General features: G+C 40.1%; 18 protein-coding genes. 9 read left to right on the forward strand and 9 right to left on the reverse strand.

Annotation, left to right across the window (positions count from 1 at the left end; translation table 11 throughout):
* Positions 1-67: 67 nt before the first annotated feature.
* Positions 68-1,219, forward strand: coding sequence for a tRNA epoxyqueuosine(34) reductase QueG (gene queG, locus NSQ54_06225; GenBank protein WYP27682.1), 1,152 nt, complete (start codon positions 68-70; stop codon positions 1,217-1,219).
* A 63-nt stretch (positions 1,220-1,282) separates the two neighbouring features.
* Entirely contained in the window at positions 1,283-1,819 is a 537-nt protein-coding gene (locus NSQ54_06230; protein ID WYP27683.1) for a methylated-DNA--[protein]-cysteine S-methyltransferase, read from the forward strand.
* Between the two features lie 20 nt (positions 1,820-1,839).
* Here NSQ54_06230 and NSQ54_06235 read toward each other — a convergent pair whose 3' ends face one another.
* Complete coding sequence (locus NSQ54_06235; GenBank protein ID WYP27684.1) at positions 1,840-2,346, reverse strand: GNAT family N-acetyltransferase; 507 nt, start codon at positions 2,344-2,346, stop codon at positions 1,840-1,842.
* Between the two features lie 114 nt (positions 2,347-2,460).
* On the opposite strand from NSQ54_06235, the gene NSQ54_06240 reads away from it, so the two are divergent.
* Together NSQ54_06240 and trmL are read left to right on the forward strand one after the other, a co-directional pair.
* Positions 2,461-3,345 (forward strand): amidase domain-containing protein, encoded by an 885-nt coding sequence (locus tag NSQ54_06240; GenBank protein ID WYP27685.1) that lies wholly within the window; start codon positions 2,461-2,463, stop codon positions 3,343-3,345.
* Positions 3,346-3,403: 58 nt separating this feature from the next.
* Positions 3,404-3,874: a tRNA (uridine(34)/cytosine(34)/5-carboxymethylaminomethyluridine(34)-2'-O)-methyltransferase TrmL gene (gene trmL, locus NSQ54_06245; GenBank protein WYP27686.1), complete on the forward strand. Its 471-nt coding sequence runs from the start codon at positions 3,404-3,406 to the stop codon at positions 3,872-3,874.
* A gap of 50 nt (positions 3,875-3,924) precedes the next feature.
* On the opposite strand, the gene NSQ54_06250 is transcribed toward trmL, so the two are convergent.
* From NSQ54_06250 to NSQ54_06260, 3 genes are all read right to left on the reverse strand, one after another.
* Entirely contained in the window at positions 3,925-4,785 is an 861-nt protein-coding gene (locus NSQ54_06250) for a manganese catalase family protein (GenBank protein ID WYP27687.1), read from the reverse strand.
* Positions 4,786-4,959: 174 nt separating this feature from the next.
* Entirely contained in the window at positions 4,960-5,517 is a 558-nt protein-coding gene (locus NSQ54_06255; protein ID WYP27688.1) for a DUF5366 family protein, read from the reverse strand.
* 346 nt (positions 5,518-5,863) lie between these two features.
* The gene (locus NSQ54_06260; GenBank protein WYP27689.1) at positions 5,864-7,750 is read right to left on the reverse strand and encodes a transglycosylase domain-containing protein; all 1,887 of its coding nucleotides are present in this window, start codon (positions 7,748-7,750) and stop codon (positions 5,864-5,866) included.
* Positions 7,751-7,945: 195 nt separating this feature from the next.
* Between NSQ54_06260 and NSQ54_06265 the strand changes: the two genes are divergently transcribed.
* Together NSQ54_06265 and lepB are read left to right on the forward strand one after the other, a co-directional pair.
* Positions 7,946-9,841 (forward strand): PrkA family serine protein kinase, encoded by a 1,896-nt coding sequence (locus NSQ54_06265; GenBank protein WYP27690.1) that lies wholly within the window; start codon positions 7,946-7,948, stop codon positions 9,839-9,841.
* A 214-nt stretch (positions 9,842-10,055) separates the two neighbouring features.
* Positions 10,056-10,589 carry a signal peptidase I gene (gene lepB, locus NSQ54_06270; GenBank protein ID WYP27691.1) on the forward strand — a complete coding sequence of 178 codons (534 nt, stop codon included), beginning with the start codon at positions 10,056-10,058 and terminating at the stop codon, positions 10,587-10,589.
* A gap of 35 nt (positions 10,590-10,624) precedes the next feature.
* On the opposite strand, the gene yidD is transcribed toward lepB, so the two are convergent.
* The 4 genes from yidD to NSQ54_06290 form a co-directional block, all read right to left on the reverse strand.
* Positions 10,625-10,879 (reverse strand): membrane protein insertion efficiency factor YidD, encoded by a 255-nt coding sequence (gene yidD, locus NSQ54_06275; protein WYP27692.1) that lies wholly within the window; start codon positions 10,877-10,879, stop codon positions 10,625-10,627.
* A 52-nt stretch (positions 10,880-10,931) separates the two neighbouring features.
* A complete protein-coding gene (locus tag NSQ54_06280; GenBank protein WYP27693.1) occupies positions 10,932-11,783 on the reverse strand; it encodes a M15 family metallopeptidase in 852 nt (283 codons plus the stop codon).
* Between the two features lie 108 nt (positions 11,784-11,891).
* Positions 11,892-12,116: a hypothetical protein gene (locus NSQ54_06285; GenBank protein ID WYP27694.1), complete on the reverse strand. Its 225-nt coding sequence runs from the start codon at positions 12,114-12,116 to the stop codon at positions 11,892-11,894.
* 610 nt (positions 12,117-12,726) lie between these two features.
* Positions 12,727-13,029, reverse strand: a complete 303-nt coding sequence (locus NSQ54_06290) for a hypothetical protein (GenBank protein WYP27695.1) — start codon at positions 13,027-13,029, stop codon at positions 12,727-12,729.
* Positions 13,030-13,474: 445 nt separating this feature from the next.
* Between NSQ54_06290 and NSQ54_06295 the strand changes: the two genes are divergently transcribed.
* Entirely contained in the window at positions 13,475-13,918 is a 444-nt protein-coding gene (locus NSQ54_06295) for a hypothetical protein (protein WYP27696.1), read from the forward strand.
* Positions 13,919-14,225: 307 nt separating this feature from the next.
* On the forward strand, positions 14,226-15,059 hold the full coding sequence (locus tag NSQ54_06300) for an AraC family transcriptional regulator (GenBank protein ID WYP27697.1): 834 nt from the start codon (positions 14,226-14,228) through the stop codon (positions 15,057-15,059).
* Here the strand turns inward: NSQ54_06300 and NSQ54_06305 are convergent.
* Positions 14,988-16,232 carry an MFS transporter gene (locus NSQ54_06305; protein ID WYP27698.1) on the reverse strand — a complete coding sequence of 415 codons (1,245 nt, stop codon included), beginning with the start codon at positions 16,230-16,232 and terminating at the stop codon, positions 14,988-14,990. The genes NSQ54_06300 and NSQ54_06305 overlap by 72 nt on opposite strands.
* A 209-nt stretch (positions 16,233-16,441) precedes the next feature.
* Here NSQ54_06305 and NSQ54_06310 point away from each other — a divergent pair, with 209 nt between their 5' ends.
* Positions 16,442-18,217, forward strand: coding sequence for a right-handed parallel beta-helix repeat-containing protein (locus NSQ54_06310; GenBank protein WYP27699.1), 1,776 nt, complete (start codon positions 16,442-16,444; stop codon positions 18,215-18,217).
* Positions 18,218-18,361 lie beyond the last annotated feature (144 nt).

Consider the following 18,361-nt stretch of genomic DNA (forward strand, 5'->3'; position numbering starts at 1 on the left):
CACGATTATAGGGTAAATATTAACTGAAATGCACTGTGAAAAAAGTGTAGGAAAAGGTGAGCAGGGCATGACGTACGCCCAGTTAAAAGAAGAACTGATCGCATACAGTAAAACAATCGGGATCGATAAAATTGGGTTCGCGTCAGCGGATGCATTTTTAACATTAAAGGATCGACTATTAGTTCAACAGGAGCTTGGGTACCAATCAGGCTTTGAAGAACCAGATATAGAAAAACGAGTGAACCCAAATCTTAGCTTACCCAAGGCACGATCAATTATCTCTATTGCTCTTGCCTACCCCTCGCGTATGAAGGATCCACCAAAAAGTACAAAAGGTGATCGAAGAGGCGTTTTCTGTCGGGCTTCATGGGGTAAAGATTATCACCACATTTTGCGAGATCGCTTAAAGAAGCTAGAGGACTTTTTAAATGAAAAAGTTCCTGAAGCAAAGACACTCTCAATGGTTGATACGGGCGCTCTATCAGACAGGGCTGTTGCCGAAAGAGCCGGCATTGGCTGGAGTGCAAAAAACTGTGCCATTATCACACCAGAATTCGGCAGTTATGTGTACTTGGGCGATTTGCTTACAACGCTGCCTTTTGAACCCGATACACCTATTACAGATCAATGCGGCACATGTAATAAATGCGTGGATGCCTGTCCAACTGGTGCCTTAATTCAAGGTGGTCAGCTTGATTCGAATAAGTGTATTGCTTTTTTGACGCAAACAAAAGGGTTTTTGCCTGAACAATATCGCAAGAAGCTTGGGAACCGTATATATGGCTGTGATACGTGCCAGCAGGTTTGTCCGAAGAATAAAGGGATCGATGTGCACAACCATCCTGAGATGGAGCCGGACCCGGATATTGCTAAACCACAGCTGATTCCTTTGCTAACAATGAGTAATCGTGAATTTAAAGAGCGATTCGGCGACATTTCTGGCTCTTGGCGTGGAAAGAAACCAATCCAACGAAATGCCATCATTGCACTGGCTCATTTTAAAGAAGAAAGTGCATTACCTGTTTTAAAAACACTGCTTACGTCTGATCCTCGTCCAGTCATTAGAGGAACAGCAGCATGGGCGATCGGCAAAATCGGTCGGACGGATGAAGAAGAAGTGACCCTCAAACATGCAGAAATGATCGAAAAAGATGAAGATGTGTTGAACGAGATCAAGAAAGGTCTGGATTTGTTGGAAACAAACGTAACAAGGAACTAGCTTGTCTAGTGAACCTGGGTTAGAATAATAGGGACCTAAGGAAAGTGAGAGGAGGAATCGGAAATGAACCAACGCTCAGCTTGTTTTGTAGATGAAATGACAAGTCCCATTGGCCCATTAACCATTGTTGCATCGGAGCAAGGAGTATGTCATCTCCACTTTGGAACCATTGAAAGTATCCACTCAACACTAAGAGCAAAGCTCTTGAAACTCGGAATGAGCGGAGAATGGCAGCAGTGTTCAGATACACTAGCATCCGCGATTGAACAATTGTCCGAGTATTTTTCCGGTAAACGTCAAACATTCGATCTGCCTCTTGACTTATGTGGCACACAATTCCAAAAGCGTGTGTGGAAAGAATTAAGTGTTATTGAATTTGGTCAAACTAAGTCCTATAAGGAGATTGCTGAAGCCATTGGAGCACCTAAAGCCGTACGGGCAATAGGAGGCGCAAATAACCGCAATCCAGTTCCTATTATTGTACCGTGTCATCGTGTGATCGGTAGTAACGGTTCAATGGTCGGTTATGGTGGAGGACTTGATAAAAAGGAAATGTTATTAATTCATGAAGGCTCAAGAGAAGAAGTTTTAGCTCTTTAAGTAGATTAGACAGCATCACCTCAGACAAAAGAGGCAATGCTCGTCTTTTTTTTGTCTACTTTTACAAGCTTTTTTTCTAGAAGAAAGACTGGCGTGGAATGTTGCTGTTCAGGGACAAACTGTTGATCAATCTGATACCCGTTTTTTTGATAAAAAGAAATGTTTTGATGGAGATTCTTTCTAACCTTACACGTTGTATGCGTGAAGCCTCTCTCAGTTGCGTAAGCTTCAAGCCTCTGAAGGAACACACTGCCAAGACCTGAGCCCTGCCTATCTGATTTCACCGCAAATCGAAAAAAGTATAGGTTGCCTTCACTTTCAATAAAACGGCACATGGCAAGTATCTGGTGATCCTGATCAAACAGCAAAGCCGCTTGTTCCCCTGACTGCAGTGCCTGTATTAAGGTATCTTCTGTTTCAAGCAAAGCGCTTGACGGTGGGTCGGTATAAATAGAGAACGCTTCATGCATGAGCTGGCACATTGCTTCTGTATTCTCGGTGGTTGCTAATTGAAAAGAAAAAGTCATCAAACGCACCTCTTTGTATATTTATAATATTGTATGTATAAATATATAGGATCTCTACTGAATGAGTCAAGCCTTTCTCGAATAGCCTGTATAAGACATAGGAGGAGGGTGCGAATGGACCAATCTATTGTTAACGTCATTCATCAGCTGGCAAAAAATCGAAATCAATCATTTGTTGATCTTGGCCAACACCAGCCCAAAGACCTAATGAGAGGTAAACACGCTCTCAACCGGCGTCAAGTCAACCTAGTTCATTCAAGGGCAGCGGGAGATATTGTAAAGGTACAACAAATAGCTGATTTGACCGTCGTTGATTATGTTGTACAGTACGAATGGTTAATAAAGCAGAAGGATCAGCTCTACGTAGAGGAAAGGCAGGAGCGAAGAAGAACTCAATTACGCGCAAACGACGTGGAATCAGACGAAGAGATGATGCTTGATGAACATGAGCTTGATCCAACAAGTCCACTCCTACCGAACGTCGTAGAGGAGATGGATGAGTCCAGACAAAAGAGTCGATATAACCGCCGCGGAGCCGTTCGTTATGCCGAGCGTTGGTGGAATGATTATAACCCTGAATACAACCGGTTCACAGATAATTGTACAAACTTCATTTCACAGTGCCTTTATGAAGGAGGAGCTCCTATGAACCGAACAGGCCAGAAGAGTAAGGGCTGGTGGACGGACGGGGCGAGCTGGAGTTTAAGCTGGACGGTCGCTCATTCTTTACGTTGGTATTTAAGTGGATCTACAAAAGGTCTAAAAGGGGAAGAGAAGCAGACCGCTTCAGAGCTTGAGCCCGGTGATGTGATTTGTTATGACTTCACGGGAGACGGCAGGTGGCAGCACACAACGATTGTTGTCGCTAAAGACGAAAACAACGAACCGCTGGTAAATGCGCAAACGGTTAATAGTCGGATGCGCTACTGGAGCTATGAGGACTCAACGGCTTGGACACCGGAGATTAAATATAAGTTTTTTAAGATTGTCGTTATTTAGGAAAACCGATGATTCGTGGTATACTACAATCTGAACTTATCAGAACGAGGTGTACCAATTGGGCTTAAATATTGTTTTATATCAACCGGAAATTCCTGCGAATACAGGGAATATTGCTAGAACATGTGCTGGTACGAATACATCCCTGCATTTAATTCGTCCGTTAGGCTTTTCAACCGATGATCGTATGTTAAAACGAGCAGGCTGTGACTACTGGCCAAATGTAAAGATTCATTATTATGACTCATTTCAAGAACTAACTGATCGCTTCCCAGAAGCATCTATGTACTTAATTGAAACAGTTGGCACAAAAAACTATTGCGATTATGACTACTCAAATATGGATGAAGAAATCTTCTTTGTATTTGGACGTGAAACAACAGGATTACCAGATGATATTATTGAAACGTACAAAGATACATGCTTGCGGATTCCGCAAACGGATAAAGTGAGATCATTAAACTTATCAAATACAGCAGCCATTGTTATCTATGAAGCGATTAGACAGCAAGGGTTTAAAGGGATTTAAATGCAGTAAAGTAAAAAGGCAGCGGACTCCTATGAGTCGTCGCTGCCTTTTTACAAATTATTTAGATCATTTAAACCAGGACTATGCTCGTTTGGCATGGTTCGAAGCTCAGGAACAGGGAATCCTTCTGGAGGTGGAGTGATAGATAAATCACCACCATTACGACTAGGTGTTTGACCTTTTACGACTTCAGCTATTTTAGTTGGATCGAGTCTAAAATTGAATTGGGTATTATGATATCCCATGTCCACAAACTTACGGCATTCTGGATATTTGTTGATATCATAATTAGGGACTGGAAACAGTTTGCCCCAATCAACACCTAACGTCTCGAGAGCTTTTGCAAAAACATTTTGGTGGGCATTGTCACGCACGATTAGAAAGGCCAATGTTTCACGGAACGTTGGATTACTACTCATTTCATAAATTCTTGTTTTTTGTAGCACACCTGTTGATTCTAACACTACATTATCTAAAAGATCTGCAACAAGATTGCCATGACTGTAGACCCAAGAACCGTTCCAAGGATTACCCGCAGCATCAACCGGTAGGGAAGCTTGAGCACCAATGATATAATGATGTGGATTTGCCTCTTGTTTAATTGCATCATCAAGTGGTGCCTGGTCACTCGCTTGTGCGCCTGCACCAGGAGCGCCAGATTCGTCTAATAGTGCATTTATTGTATTTTGAACTAGCTCTACATGAGCAATTTCCTCAAGGAATACGCCTCGTAACACATCTCGAAACTGCTTTTCTTTTCCTCTGAAATTAGAGCTTTGAAAGAAATATTGCATCATGGTTCGCATCTCACCATAATGACCACCTAAAATCTCTTGTAGTACCTTGGCAGCGGCCGGATCAGGTTCAGCGGGCTTGATAATGTTAATAAGCTCTTCTTTGTAATAATACATGGAATGCCTCATTTCTGTAGGAGATACAGATAGTATGGCTTTTTTTATTTAATGTATTCCTTTATTTGGATCTGTCTCTAAACGTAAAAAAGATGAATGACCGTTTAGTACGGATTCACCCATCTTTCTGAAGATATGTACTTGTATACGAATTAAAACAAGTGCTTCTACCGCCTAGAACGGTATACTTTGAATAAAACTATTGTATAGGCGTAAGCTTGTATAGCCTACTAGTAAAATAAAGGCCCCCCAGAATACAACGTGGAAAAAGATAAACCCGATTAAGCTTAATACGCTAAGAGAATCATAAATTTTGTAGATAAAGAACATAAAGTAAACGAGGCATGCTGCAATAAAGAGAACAGCTATAAAGAAGATCTCCTGCATCAGTAAAAGGGATAGTAAACTGGCCACAAGAAAAATCCATGATCCGGCCCGGACTTTATTTAATTCAGATCCATCTTCGTCCTTCGAGAAAAACAGCATAGAAAGCTGAACGGTAGTATCAGAAATAAGTTTAAGAGCAGAAAAAACCATAAAGAAAATCAGTAAAAAGACAAATAAAATAGCGAGTTTAATTCCACCTTCAGTAAAAAACTCAAGCATTCCTTCATACACACCTAAGTCCTCTAATTGATCTAAAACAAAGGATTGTGCATAAAAAGACAAAGATAAACTAAACAAAATGATAGAGATTAGTGCAAAGTGCCCTGTTAAATATCGGTTTGACATTAGTAAAAAACTCCTGTTCTATACGCTGTAAATCGAATCTTATCTAGTTTAGATTGTACAGAGATTGGTAGTATTAGGCAAGTTAATCTTTCCTTTGGCTGATGAGGAAGGAAGAGATTCATAGAGTAAGCCTTTTCAATCCGCGCGGAATTCAGTATAATAAATTGTAAGCAATGGGTTTTCCGTTAAGGAGGCAGAAAAACATGGGAACAGCATTAATTTTAGGTGTATGTGCCGTTTTTTTAGTGGCGATCTTCACAGCGGGCTACGATGGTAACCCTCACAAAAAGTAAAAGCATGAAAGCAAGTGGCGAGCGTTCCAATTGATTGGAGCGCTCGCCATTTTTTAATTCATAATATCATTAAAGATTCGTTGATGAGGATTCGACTGTGCAAAGCTTTCAATACTTTTTGGTCCTGCTTGACCCTGATCGCGGCCAATTAAGATACCAGCTGTGTATTGATCTGTAAGTCCTACAAACCAAATTTCATGGTAGCTGTTTGAAGTCCCTGTTTTTCCTCCGACATACGGGGCATCCACATTGATGGTACGTCCTGTTCCGCTTTTTACTACATTCGCAAGCATCTGTCTCATCTTATCATTTGTAGCTTGACTCCATACTTGAGTTTCTGACTCGTCCCAGCTGTATAACACGTTTCCACCACCATCTACGACTTCGGTGATACCATGTGCCGGAGAGTACGCTCCGTTATGTGCAAAAGTCGAGTAGGCGCGGGTTAACTCTAGAGGGGAGACACCCTTACTAAACCCTCCTAGAGCTGTAGGTAAGTAATTCCTATCTGATTCTTCAACTTTTTCAAACTGAAATGCATCTAAATACGAGTAAGCTTTTTCAAGTCCAACACTATTCAGTAATGCGACTGCGGTCGTATTATACGAGCTTGCCAGTGCTTGATTTAATGTGACAGACCCAACTTCTTTATCGTTATAATTTTTAGGGCAATATCCTTCACTCGTCCCATCAGGGTAACACTTATTCTTTGAATCAATTTTAGCAGATGGTCCAACACCAGTTGTATCAATATAAGGGGCGAAGGAGAGCAACGGCTTAATTGATGATCCTGGCTGTCTAAAATCTTGGTAGCCACGGTTAAAGTTGAATTTCTCATAGCCTTTTCCACCTGTTATGGCAATAAGCTTGTTAGACTCATTGTCAATGACTGCAAGCGAGCCTTGAATGTCTTCATTAGGAATTCGGCTAACTACAGATTGAACAGCTTTCTTTTGCATTAACGGCTTTAGGGCCGTATGAATGGCTATACCTTCTTCGTAAAGTCGTTGAATGCGAGCATCCAGCTCTTGATTAATATCTTCCTTTTGTTCAGGAGTTGTGGCGTTCTTCAGTTGATCAGCAAAGCCCTCTTTCTCGGCTACAAGATCTCTAAATTCATCTCGAACATACGTCACATAGTCCGGGAACATGTCAGTCCGGGTTTGGATGGCAAGCTCGATCGTCTCTTCTGTCGCTTCAATGTATTCTTCTTCTGTAATCGTTTCTTCTTCGAGCATCTTTTTTAATACCCATTGTTTTCGCTCTTCTGTCCGATCCTGATGATTAACTGGATCGTAGAAGCTTGGGTTGTTAGGAATGGCTGTGATAAAAGCAACCTGTGCAAGGGAGAGGTCATTGCTGCTTTTACTAAAATAATATTGGCTTGCTGCTTCAATGCCATAGGCCTGATGACCAAAAAAAATGGAATTTAAGTAGAGTTCAAGAATATCATCTTTCGTATAACGTTTTTCAAGCTCGCGCGAGTACAAGATCTCGCTTAATTTCCGTTGATACGTTTGTTCATGACTTAAGTAAATGTTACGAACCAGCTGCTGTGTAATCGTACTTCCACCTTGCTCTGTTTCGCTACTAGATGTGTTCGCTACAAATGCACGAGCGATCCCAGCCGTATCATACCCTTCGTGTTCATAAAAACGACGATCCTCGGTTGATACAAATGAATCAATAAATAACGGATTAATTTGGTCAAATGGTTTATAAACGCGGTTGGTATCCTTATAGATCTCAGACACTAAGCGACCCTCTGAATCAAGGATGTAGCTATTAGATGAAAGAAACAACTCACCTAATTCGATATTCGTATCAAACGCCTCTGATAATGTTTCTACTTCATTTACTTCTGCGCCAACACGTGTTAACAGCAGGACAAATGAAGCACACAGTACGACGATGATAATCCAGCCTGTACTTTGTCTCATACTAATCTCACTTTCTTTAAGTCTACTTTTGCTAAAGTATACCATTGATTTGATGGAATTTACAGTTCACTAGGCGAATTAACTGCGACTTTATATGGGTTCATTTCATATGTTGGATTATGAAAAAGGGGCATGTTCAACTGGGCTAATGCATAGAATACATTAATCTCGGATTCACGAGGATGGAGGGGTATTATGAGTATATTAAAGAAGATTGAGCGCTTTCGTGAAGAAGAAGAACGGTTGAAGTGGGAAGGAACATTTGAAGATTATTTAGAACTGATTAAAGAAAAACCTTATGTGACGCAGACCGCTCATTCCAGAGTGTTTAATATGATTGAAGATGCTGGGGTGGAGGAGAAAGACGGCAAAAAGACATTTTCCTTTTTTAAAGAGCAGATCTATGGATTAGAAGAGTCAATTGAACAGTTAGTAGAGGAATACTTCCACTCGGCAGCCAAACGATTGGACGTTCGTAAGCGAATTTTGTTACTTATGGGACCAGTAAGTGGAGGGAAATCAACTCTTGTTACGATGCTAAAACGAGGACTTGAGCAATACTCTCGCACAGATCGTGGTGCCGTGTACGCTATTAAGGGCTGCCCAATGCATGAAGATCCACTCCATTTGATTCCTCAACACCTTCGAGCCGAATTTCAAGAAGAGTACGGTGTAAAGGTTGAAGGTCACTTATCTCCATTGAATATGATGCGCCTTCAAGAGGAGTATGGAGGTAGAATTGAAGATGTACTCATTGAGCGTATTTTCTTCTCAGAGGATAAACGTACTGGAATTGGGACATTTAGTCCATCTGATCCGAAGTCACAGGATATCGCTGATTTGACTGGAAGCATCGACTTTTCAACGATTGCTGAATACGGCTCTGAATCGGATCCTCGTGCCTATCGATTTGATGGAGAACTAAACAAAGCAAACCGAGGGATGATGGAGTTCCAGGAGATGCTGAAGTGTGATGAGAAATTCTTGTGGCACCTTCTGTCTCTAACGCAGGAAGGAAACTTCAAAGCAGGACGATTCGCCCTGATTTCGGCGGATGAGCTGATCGTGGCCCATACCAACGAATCCGAGTACAAAACCTTTATATCCAATAAGAAAAATGAGGCGCTCCACTCACGAATTATCGTAATGAAGATACCGTATAATTTAAAGGTGAGTGAAGAAGAGCGCATTTATAAAAAGATGATCGATGACAGTGATCTCTCCCATGTCCATATCGCACCTCATGCTCTTAAAGTTGCAGCAATCTTTACGATCCTTACGAGATTAAAGGATACTACAAAGTCTGGTGTCGACTTAATTAAGAAGCTTCGCTTGTATGATGGAGAAAGTGTAGAGGGCTTTAACTCACAGGATTTGGCTGAACTGAAAAACGAGCACACGGATGAGGGAATGAGCGGGATTGATCCACGTTATGTCATTAACCGTATTTCTTCGGCCATTATTCGTAAGCAGTTAACGTCTATTAATGCATTAGATGTCCTGCGTTCTATTAAAGAAGGCTTGGATGCGCATGCATCGATCTCGAAGGAAGAACGAGAGCGCTATATGGACTTTATCTCAACTGCTCGTAAAGAATACGACACGATTGCGAAAAAAGAAGTACAAAAAGCATTTGTGTATTCATATGATGAGTCTGCCAAAACGCTTATGGATAATTATTTAGATAATGTGGAAGCATATTGCAACAAGAATAAGCTACGCGATCCATTGACTGGTGAAGAAATGACACCAGATGAGAAGCTTATGCGTTCGATTGAAGAACAGATCGGAATCTCGGAAAATGCAAAAAAAGCATTCAGGGAAGAGATCTTAATTCGCATCTCGGCATACGCAAGAAAAGGCAAAAAGTTTGATTACAACTCGCACGAACGCCTGCGTGAAGCGATCCAGAAAAAGCTATTTGCCGACCTAAAAGATATTGTTAAAATCACAACATCTGTAAAAACGCCGGATGAATCCCAGCTTAAGAAAGTAAACGAGGTCATCGCCCGTTTAATTGATGAGCATGGATACAATTCAACCTCGGCCAACGAACTTCTACGTTATGTAGGTAGCTTGTTGAATCGTTAAACGCTTGGAACCGATGAAGCCTGGCTCATCGGTTCTTTTTGGTGCAGAAAGTACGATAAAAAACGTTAATTTTACAAATGCACGAGTGAAGCCTGAATTAAGAAGGCTGATCACACTTTACCGTATAGATAATCATGAGTAAAGCAACGCGGCAAGGTTGTCGTCTTTGTTTAAAAGTGGTAAATTGAAAAGAAAAGAATGGCGGAGGAACAGTGTGAGTACAACGAAAAGTGAGATCTTTGGTTGGGTAAAGGCAATCATTATTGCAATTCTACTAGCAGTGATCATACGAGCCTTCTTATTCACGAGTTATGAAGTAAGAGGTGAGTCCATGCTTCCAACAGCTCATGAAGGAGAGCTGTTTATTGTGAATAAGCTAAATTATAAATTTGGTGAACCAAAGCATGATGATTTAATTGTCTTTCACGCGACAGAAGAGGAAGATTACATTAAGCGTGTGATTGGCTTGCCAGGTGATACGATTCAGGTGGACAATGACATTCTTTATATTAATGGCGAAGAAGTAGCGGAGCCTTATTTAGATGAAGTCAAACCAGGACCTGGAAAGTATACGGAAGACTTTGACGAGATTGTTGTACCTGAGGGACATGTTTTTGTAATGGGAGACAACCGCCCAAGCAGTCTTGATAGTCGCCGTATTGGGCCAGTAAGTGAAGACCAAATTGTAGGAAAAGTTGATTTGCGTTTTTGGCCGTTACCTGAGTTTTCATTTATGGGAAATAAATAAGCAAAAGCCGGAATCCACGTGTGATTCCGGCTTTTTTAATGGTGATGCTGGCAATGGGGAGAAGTAGATTCCTCTTCCTCGCCCGGAGGCATGTCAATTCCACCTGGATGAAAGGGATGACATTTAGCTAAACGTTTCAGTAGAAGCCAGGATCCTTTGGCTGCACCAAATCTTGTAACAACCGTTGCTCCGTATTGCGAGCAAGTTGGATAGAATCTGCATGTTGGAGGCGTGTAACGAGAGATAAACCGCCGATAAAACCGAATGATGGCTAAGATGAGCTGTTTCAAATGACCATCTCCTCCTAATAAGTAGAGGCCCGCATTAAGCGAGCCACACACATTATATTTCTTTCACCAAATCAAAGAATTCTTCAAGAGCTAGTTGATTCTCGTAAATCTCAATTGCTGCTTCCCCTACATAACGAAGATGCCATGGCTCATACCCGTATCCGGTGATATCTTCTTTATCCCTTTGGTATCGAATAATAAAGCCAAAATGATGCGCATTCTCCGAAAGCCATTGACCTTCTTTTGTATCCTCATATTCCTGTACAAGACTATAGTTCACACTTGCACTTGAAACATCCATCGCAAGCCCCGATTGATGTTCACTACTTCCAGGGTTTGCAACAAATTCTTGATCAGGGCCAGACTTCGATACTGCCTGATCATACAGCTCCTGCTGACGATCATATGAACGGTACCCTGAAACGGCAGCTAGTTCAATATCTTCCTCATTAGCCGCTGCAAATAATGCTTCTAGCGCTCCAGCCGCTTCTTCACGCATGTAACTTTTAGGAATATCCTGATGACCATAAGAGAATTTCACATCTGGAATCACAAGATCCTCTGGCTCATAGTCACTAGGTAATAAAAAGTCATGGTTCACAAAGGTTAAGATATTATCAGGATTTTGAATGATGGCTTGTCCATCAACTTCTTCAATGTCATTAAAATATTCAGTAGGAAGAGACATCGTTTCTTCGTCAAACACTTCTTCCTCTTCGTCAGCCGGTTCATCTTCATCCTCGGCTTGATTTGAATCATCAGGTGTTGGTTGATCTTCTGTTTGTTCTTGCTGTTCATTCGATGGATTTGAATCGTCAGGTGACGACTGCTGGTCATCCTGTTGGCACGCACTAACCATAATCGTACTGAGTGCGACAATGAATAACCATTTATTCTTCTTCATAAGTACATACCTGCCTAACGTAGTTTCTTTCATCTATATATGTGAGTATACCACACGGCTTATCTGTTCAAAAGCCAGCTACATAAGGATAGCCAGCTTTTCATTGAATTATCCGGACTTTGAGTATCGTTGTGTAACGGGAGCGTAGGAAAGAATTCGATCTAAAGAAAAACGTCTGATATGCTTCTTGTGATGGCAATACGCAGAGAGAATACCGTTCGAGATGGATTCCGGTGTGATGACTCGATGACTAATTTCATTTGACTTTGAAAGGTATATAAGCTCAATTGGTGTTCTGGATAAACAAATTTTTGTTAGCTGAGACGTATACACGTCATCACCTCCTATAAGAAAGTATATGCGAACGTAGGTTCTTATACAACAATATATATTTTCTGGTTATGTTATTTATTTCTATGGTAGGTGATGGTGGATTGGGGGTATTTACTTAATTGGTGGGAAGAAACAGCCTGTGGACTGAGTGAACGGGTTAAGGAATATGGAGGCGTAATTAATATCCTATACGTTCCTGAATAATTTTAACGAGTGAACGACTGACGAGGAGTTTAAGAGCGGAAAGAAAAGATAGACGTGAAAAAAAGCAGCTATTTGCTGCTTTAAATCTTCTTATGGTAGTTTTAATCCTTTAGGTAGCGGGGTGCATCAGGCTATGCCCTTACTTTAAGTATTTCAGTAAGGGTGAATCCATCAGTCACGCTATTTTTTCTTAGTAGTTATCATGAAATACTAACATTGAATTTTGCTTGTATAAGTTGATCTAGTTTATTTCTTCCTTCTAATGGTAAATCCTTAGGGTATTTTGGGAACATAGCTACTTTTTCATAATCATTAAAGTACATAAATACGTACAAATTGTCTGTATCCACTAAAGCACAATCAATCCATTTATATGGCTTTTCATTAATCTCGATAAATTCTTCATTTATAAGCGTATATTAACATTGAACTTTTCTTGAATAATTCGATTTAATTTATCTCTTTCTTCTAATGGGAGATCCTTGGGGAATTTCGGGAATAAAGTGACTTTATAACTATCCTTTAAGTACATAAAAACATATAAATCGTCTGTATCTACTATAGAATACTCATTCCACATATATTGCTTATCGTTGGATGTAATAAACTCATTATTGAAAGAAAAAGTAACTTTTTTTCCTAAGAATTGCTTATGTATCTCTTTTTTTATAAAGACTTTTTTAGTTTTCATTGCAAATACATTATCCATACGCCCATTTCCAAGGCTCACCATTAAAACTAATGCAATAATTACAAAAAATAGAATTAGATATGATACATCAAAATAAATATAGAAGATTAGAACACTAACTGCAATGAGAATATTTATTGCTAAACCAATGCGTTTACGTTTTTTATAAAATGGATGGTGATTTACGAAATTCTCCACATATCTTTCAAAAGCTTCGTAGTCTAATTCATAAGTAAAAATTCCTTTTCCCTCCTAATTTTCTAATGATCCCAGTGTAACATAAATCAATCATTTGAGATTGCTTAGAATGATGATTGCAAAAGACTTCTAGTCAGGTATCTGAAGCTAGGGTATATGCTTTAAGTAATACAAACCATTTAATCCTACAGAATAATTGAATATCCTTCCAATATAAGTTTTGTAAGATTATCCTGTTTATATAAACTGAGAGGAGAGAATTTTTATGGAAGGTAAGAGAGACAAGAACATCATTTTCTTCTTTAACAAACTTAACAGGATAAAAGAAGGTAGAAGAAAGGACAATAACAAATTATTATCTTATTCTTTACGACTATTAGATAATAATCAGCTAGAGTTACTTGAAATCGAGCAAATTGATGAACTTATATGTGTATCAGAATCTAGTAAATCTGATCATAGTCAACCAAGAATTAGTGTATTTTTATCTTCAATAGCCATTATTCTCGCAATATTTATCAGTATATTCAATATTCAAGAACTAGAGTCTATAGAAGAAACTTTATTTATATTAACAGGTCTTATGCTCGTTATAGTAACTTGTGTTATATTCGCAGTTAAGCTTGAGCAAAAAAGACTAAAAAGGTACAGTGATATCTGCTACTTTTCAGAAAAATTAAGACAAGCTAAAGAGAAATTAAAGACTTGATTACTTAGCGGCTTTTAACCAACCTAAAATGGGTTAATAATAGATTATCAACGTAGAGAAAACACCAATCGTAAGACTAAAAAGTTTTTTGTCTTTAAATATGTATTCCATTGTCCTTTTCAATATAGGAATTACTGTTAAATTTTAATATTATTTAATACTGAACAGTAATAATTTATATTTCTCATCATACCTGTATCGCAAACAACAAGTGCATAACCCATTCAAACCATTCCTTTGCTGAGTAAACTGATGTACTTCTAATTTTTATATTTCCCTTGTTGAACTGTTAGAAAGGATGGAATCAATGACTACTTTAATTGAAGCGTCCGATTGTTTGTTGTTATCTACAGATCAAAAGAAATCAGAAAGTGTTTGGCGAAACGATCCTTGCTATAAATTTATGTTTTCGCTAAAAGGTTCTATGACCTATCAAAGCAGACGAAACGATCTTTCAATAAATGAAAATGAGTTTATAATTTTTAATCCACATGACCAACATCGACAGATTGCCGTAGATGAACATAAATTTTTGGTTGAGCTAGAGCCGACATTTCTTAACGAAGCGGCAGCTGCCATTTCGGTCATAAGGGAAGATCTTTTCTTTGCGCAAACGACACAAAAAAATCTACTCGTTGAGCAATGGGTCCAATTTGTTCAACACTATATGCTGATGGAAGAACAAGACGGAAGTCGGTCTTCTGAAGTTTTTTTAGAGCATAGTTTTGCTCAACTTAGTTTATTGCTGGTCAAGTCAGCTATTGGGACACATAGTTCTGACCTAATTACTGAACCTTTTCGCTCGACCCACCCTGCAATTGTTTCCGTGATGGGGGCCTTAAAAGATGATTATCAGCATGACTGGAGCCTGGATGAAATGGCAGCGTTGCTGGATATCAGCAAATTTCAATTCGCTCATCTTTTTAAAGAAAGGGTCGGCGTTTCACCTTATTCTTGGCTTCAGCTTTATCGACTTATCAGAACTCAGGATTTACTAGTACATACGCGGCGAACGATTACGGACATCGCCATTAGCTGCGGGTTTTCTTCTGTTGCTGTTTACAATCAGTTATTTAAACGCCTCTATGGATTCCCGCCGAGCTTTTTCCGTCAAAGCCATTCGAATCAGGTAGAAGACTGAGCAACAGACCATCATTCCGCCGCTGAAGATAAAGAGGGAATTGATTTCGATGAACCTAGCGAGTGCGCCAAACAGCATTAAAGAAATTACATTCGAGCCATAGAGAATGACTGCATTGAAACTGAACGCCCGGCCCAATTTGTGGGTCGGAACTAATGTCTGAATCAAATAAACACGGGCAAGACTGGTGATTGGTAGTCCAACTGCAGCAATTAGGACACCAAGAAAGTATAGGGGCAGGTTGGTGGCGAATCCCAATACAAAAATTCCGATTCCCCATACGATGGAGCCATTTAGATAGATGGCGAAGGTTAGTTTCTTCCATAGAAACGGCATGACGATATTGACGACGATAACCCCTGCGCCGTACCACCCCAATAAGAGACTGTAAAATTCTTGGCCCTGACTCGGGTAGTTTTCTAGAAGTAACAAGAGCAAACCGATCTGCCACACCCATGTGTTGAAAAAGACCATTAAAAAAGTCGCCATAAATAATGTTTTAATCGTTATGTCTCCTTTTACCCACCGAAAGAAACCAAAAATCGCTTGGAAGATTCCTTGATTTTTCTGTTCTTGTGCACCCTCCTCATTGAACTGTTCAACCCAATGTATTTTTAAGATGAAAAAAGCACTCAAACCATACGTAAGCGCATCAATCGAATATAAATGAATGGTGTTTCCTGAACTCACTAAACCGATACTGCAAACAGGCGCGAGCACCTGGACGCCCCTAGTGACAGTATCCAATAGACTATTAACCGTTGTGCGGTGATTCACTGGCGTGACGAGAGGTAAAACAGCCCGATATGCTGGATTATAAAAACAGCCAAGACTCTGAATGACGAAACTTACGAATAGCAAATGCCAGAAAGCTAAAATCTCTAGTTGATAAATAACAACCAATGACAAAATGATGGGAACTCGAATGAGATCAATCCATAATAATAGCTTTTTTTTATTAACTCGATCAGCAATAGCACCGCCTATTAAACCGAACAACAGATAGGGGACGGCCTGTGACATGGCAATCACTGTGGTAAGGCTAGCAGATTGCGTTATTTCATAAGACAAAAAAAGAAAGGCTAGCCCTGCAAGAACATTTCCTAACTGTGAAATGCCGGCTCCTGCCAAATAATATAAAACGCTTTTATTCTTCAATGCAATTCGATACACACGTAACCACCTCACATACAGGATACGTGGTATATTTTTGCGCTTCTATATGAATCTTGCTGGTTTACATGACAATATTCTATAGAGGATGTGGTGAGAATGAACGGTTTTATGTATCCATCTCATTTGAAGTGCTTTTCTTTACACATTTCAACTTGGACAGCAAAAAGGTATTTGCCTTATAATGAGGGCTAAGTGAGGTGGATTGTATGGAAGCCATTGTTGTGTCTCAGAAAATCTTGTCAAAACATAAAAGCATTAAACAAGCAATCGAGCTTGTTGAAGAGGGTGGAACGATTCACCTTGATAAAGCTACCTATAAAGGAAAGTTTTTTATACATAAATCAATGACCATCTGCGGAACTCATTCGAAGGATTCTGTTGTTTTAGAAGGATCGTTTGTTATTAAAGACGGTGCTAAGGTGACGATTAAAAATATGACACTTCAGGATGATGAAGTAGGTATCTTTGTACAGGAAGGATCTCTTACTCTTGAAAACTGTGATATCAATCGGATGACGGAATCAGCGCTTATGGTGAAGAAGAGCTGCCAAGCTACATTACGTAATGTCATCATCCAAAATAATCAGCACGCTATTCTTACTCAAGGGAAGGTGCAGATGCATTTTTGTGCATTATCCAATCAACAAGCTACTCAAGTCGTTCTTTACCCAGGTGCTGTTTTAAAATCTAAGCATACGCATATTCTTCAAGGAAAAAAGGAAGCCATCCTATTAAAGGAGCAAACCAATGTAACTCTTGTAGACTGTTCGATCTTTGGGCATTCTGGGGAGGGCGCTCAAATTCGTGTACTAAAGGATGCGGAGCTCAGTGTAAAGTCCAGTCGAATCTATGAAGGGACCAATGGTGGGATTGATGTTCAAGGCGGACGGCTGCTTATAAATGATGTGGAATTGTACAGAAATGTAGGCACGCAAATTACTCTTGAAGACAGCACAGCATCGATTAGTCATTCTACAATTCATAGTTCAGATATCGGGTGTGTGATTAGAAACGGCTCATCGCTTACTCTTGAACATTCGCGACTGTCCGCTCATCTGCAAGCTCAGCTTCACGTGAGCGGTGGTGCACTTGACGCTAAACATTGCACCATTGTAAGTGGAAAAAGTAATGCTGTACTTGTGACCGAATGCGGCGAGGCACAAATTGCTGATAGTGAGATTGCGGATCATTTTTTACCACAGATCTGTGTATCCGAACAGGGACAAGCCAGGATTGAGCGCTCCTCCATCCACCATGGTGAGCATTATGGTGTTTGGTTAACCGAACAATCCTCAGCGAATATTGTTCAATCAAACATCTATGGCCACCAGCAAATTCAAGTAGTTGTAGCGGGAGAGAGCTATTTAGAGATGGATACTAGCTCAGTGTACGAAGGCTATGAGAATGGAATGCATTTTCTTGAAGAAAGCAAAGGAGTTATCTCTCATTGCGAAGTGTACCGCCATGGACCTGAATTCCCTCAAGTGATCGTCCGAGAGGGAGCAGATCCTCACTTTAAGCAGTGCACCATTTCAGAAAGTCCATCTAATGCGGTTTGGTTTTTAGAGCATGCAAAAGGACAAGTCGAACAGTGTACCATTATTGGACACGGACTGGCGCAAATTGAAATAACGGGAGAAAGCAGGCCTCATGTATCTCGTACAACGATCACAGAAGGAGGGGCGTGCGCGATTCACATTCACGAATCGGCTCCATATATTGAAGAATGCTTATTTCCAGATCATATTGAAACAATCATCTTAGAAGGAAATTGTGCAGCGGAAATTGTTGGACAAGGTGCAGAGATTTTAGCTGATTATGCAGCATTCCAGCGCCACGCAGAAGAGCGCCTTTCCAATCTCGATGAGAAGACTCTAGAACGTATTCAGAAGTCACAGGACCTCGCTGAAAAAGAAGCACGAACTGCTGAAATTGTTGGTTTAGTCGAAGAACTGGAGCGAAGACTCGGAACAAATTCATAAAACAACAAAAGGGACGATCCTCGAATAAGGGTCGTCCCTTTTGAATTTGTAGAAAGGAAGGATAAGTCTTTTTGAGTTTGATCAGAATTTTTTGGCAACTCTTTCACTTGTCTGCATAAGATAAGGTAATCACTAAAAAATGAC

Source organism: Alkalihalobacillus sp. FSL W8-0930, from assembly GCA_037965595.1.
Taxonomy (GTDB): domain Bacteria; phylum Bacillota; class Bacilli; order Bacillales; family Bacillaceae_D; genus Alkalicoccobacillus.

Bases quoted from the DNA above. Each gene is read 5' to 3' on its own strand.
- NSQ54_06230 (WYP27683.1), top strand. From the start codon at position 1,283: ATGAACCAACGCTCAGCTTGTTTTGTAGATGAAATGACAAGTCCCATT.
- NSQ54_06240 (WYP27685.1), top strand. From the start codon at position 2,461: ATGGACCAATCTATTGTTAACGTCATTCATCAGCTGGCAAAAAATCGA.
- NSQ54_06265 (WYP27690.1), top strand. From the start codon at position 7,946: ATGAGTATATTAAAGAAGATTGAGCGCTTTCGTGAAGAAGAAGAACGG.
- queG (WYP27682.1), top strand. From the start codon at position 68: ATGACGTACGCCCAGTTAAAAGAAGAACTGATCGCATACAGTAAAACA.
- NSQ54_06300 (WYP27697.1), top strand. From the start codon at position 14,226: ATGACTACTTTAATTGAAGCGTCCGATTGTTTGTTGTTATCTACAGAT.
- NSQ54_06290 (WYP27695.1), bottom strand. From the start codon at position 13,029: ATGGATAATGTATTTGCAATGAAAACTAAAAAAGTCTTTATAAAAAAA.
- NSQ54_06235 (WYP27684.1), bottom strand. From the start codon at position 2,346: ATGACTTTTTCTTTTCAATTAGCAACCACCGAGAATACAGAAGCAATG.
- NSQ54_06295 (WYP27696.1), top strand. From the start codon at position 13,475: ATGGAAGGTAAGAGAGACAAGAACATCATTTTCTTCTTTAACAAACTT.
- NSQ54_06280 (WYP27693.1), bottom strand. From the start codon at position 11,783: ATGAAGAAGAATAAATGGTTATTCATTGTCGCACTCAGTACGATTATG.
- NSQ54_06250 (WYP27687.1), bottom strand. From the start codon at position 4,785: ATGTATTATTACAAAGAAGAGCTTATTAACATTATCAAGCCCGCTGAA.
- NSQ54_06255 (WYP27688.1), bottom strand. From the start codon at position 5,517: ATGTCAAACCGATATTTAACAGGGCACTTTGCACTAATCTCTATCATT.
- NSQ54_06260 (WYP27689.1), bottom strand. From the start codon at position 7,750: ATGAGACAAAGTACAGGCTGGATTATCATCGTCGTACTGTGTGCTTCA.
- NSQ54_06310 (WYP27699.1), top strand. From the start codon at position 16,442: ATGGAAGCCATTGTTGTGTCTCAGAAAATCTTGTCAAAACATAAAAGC.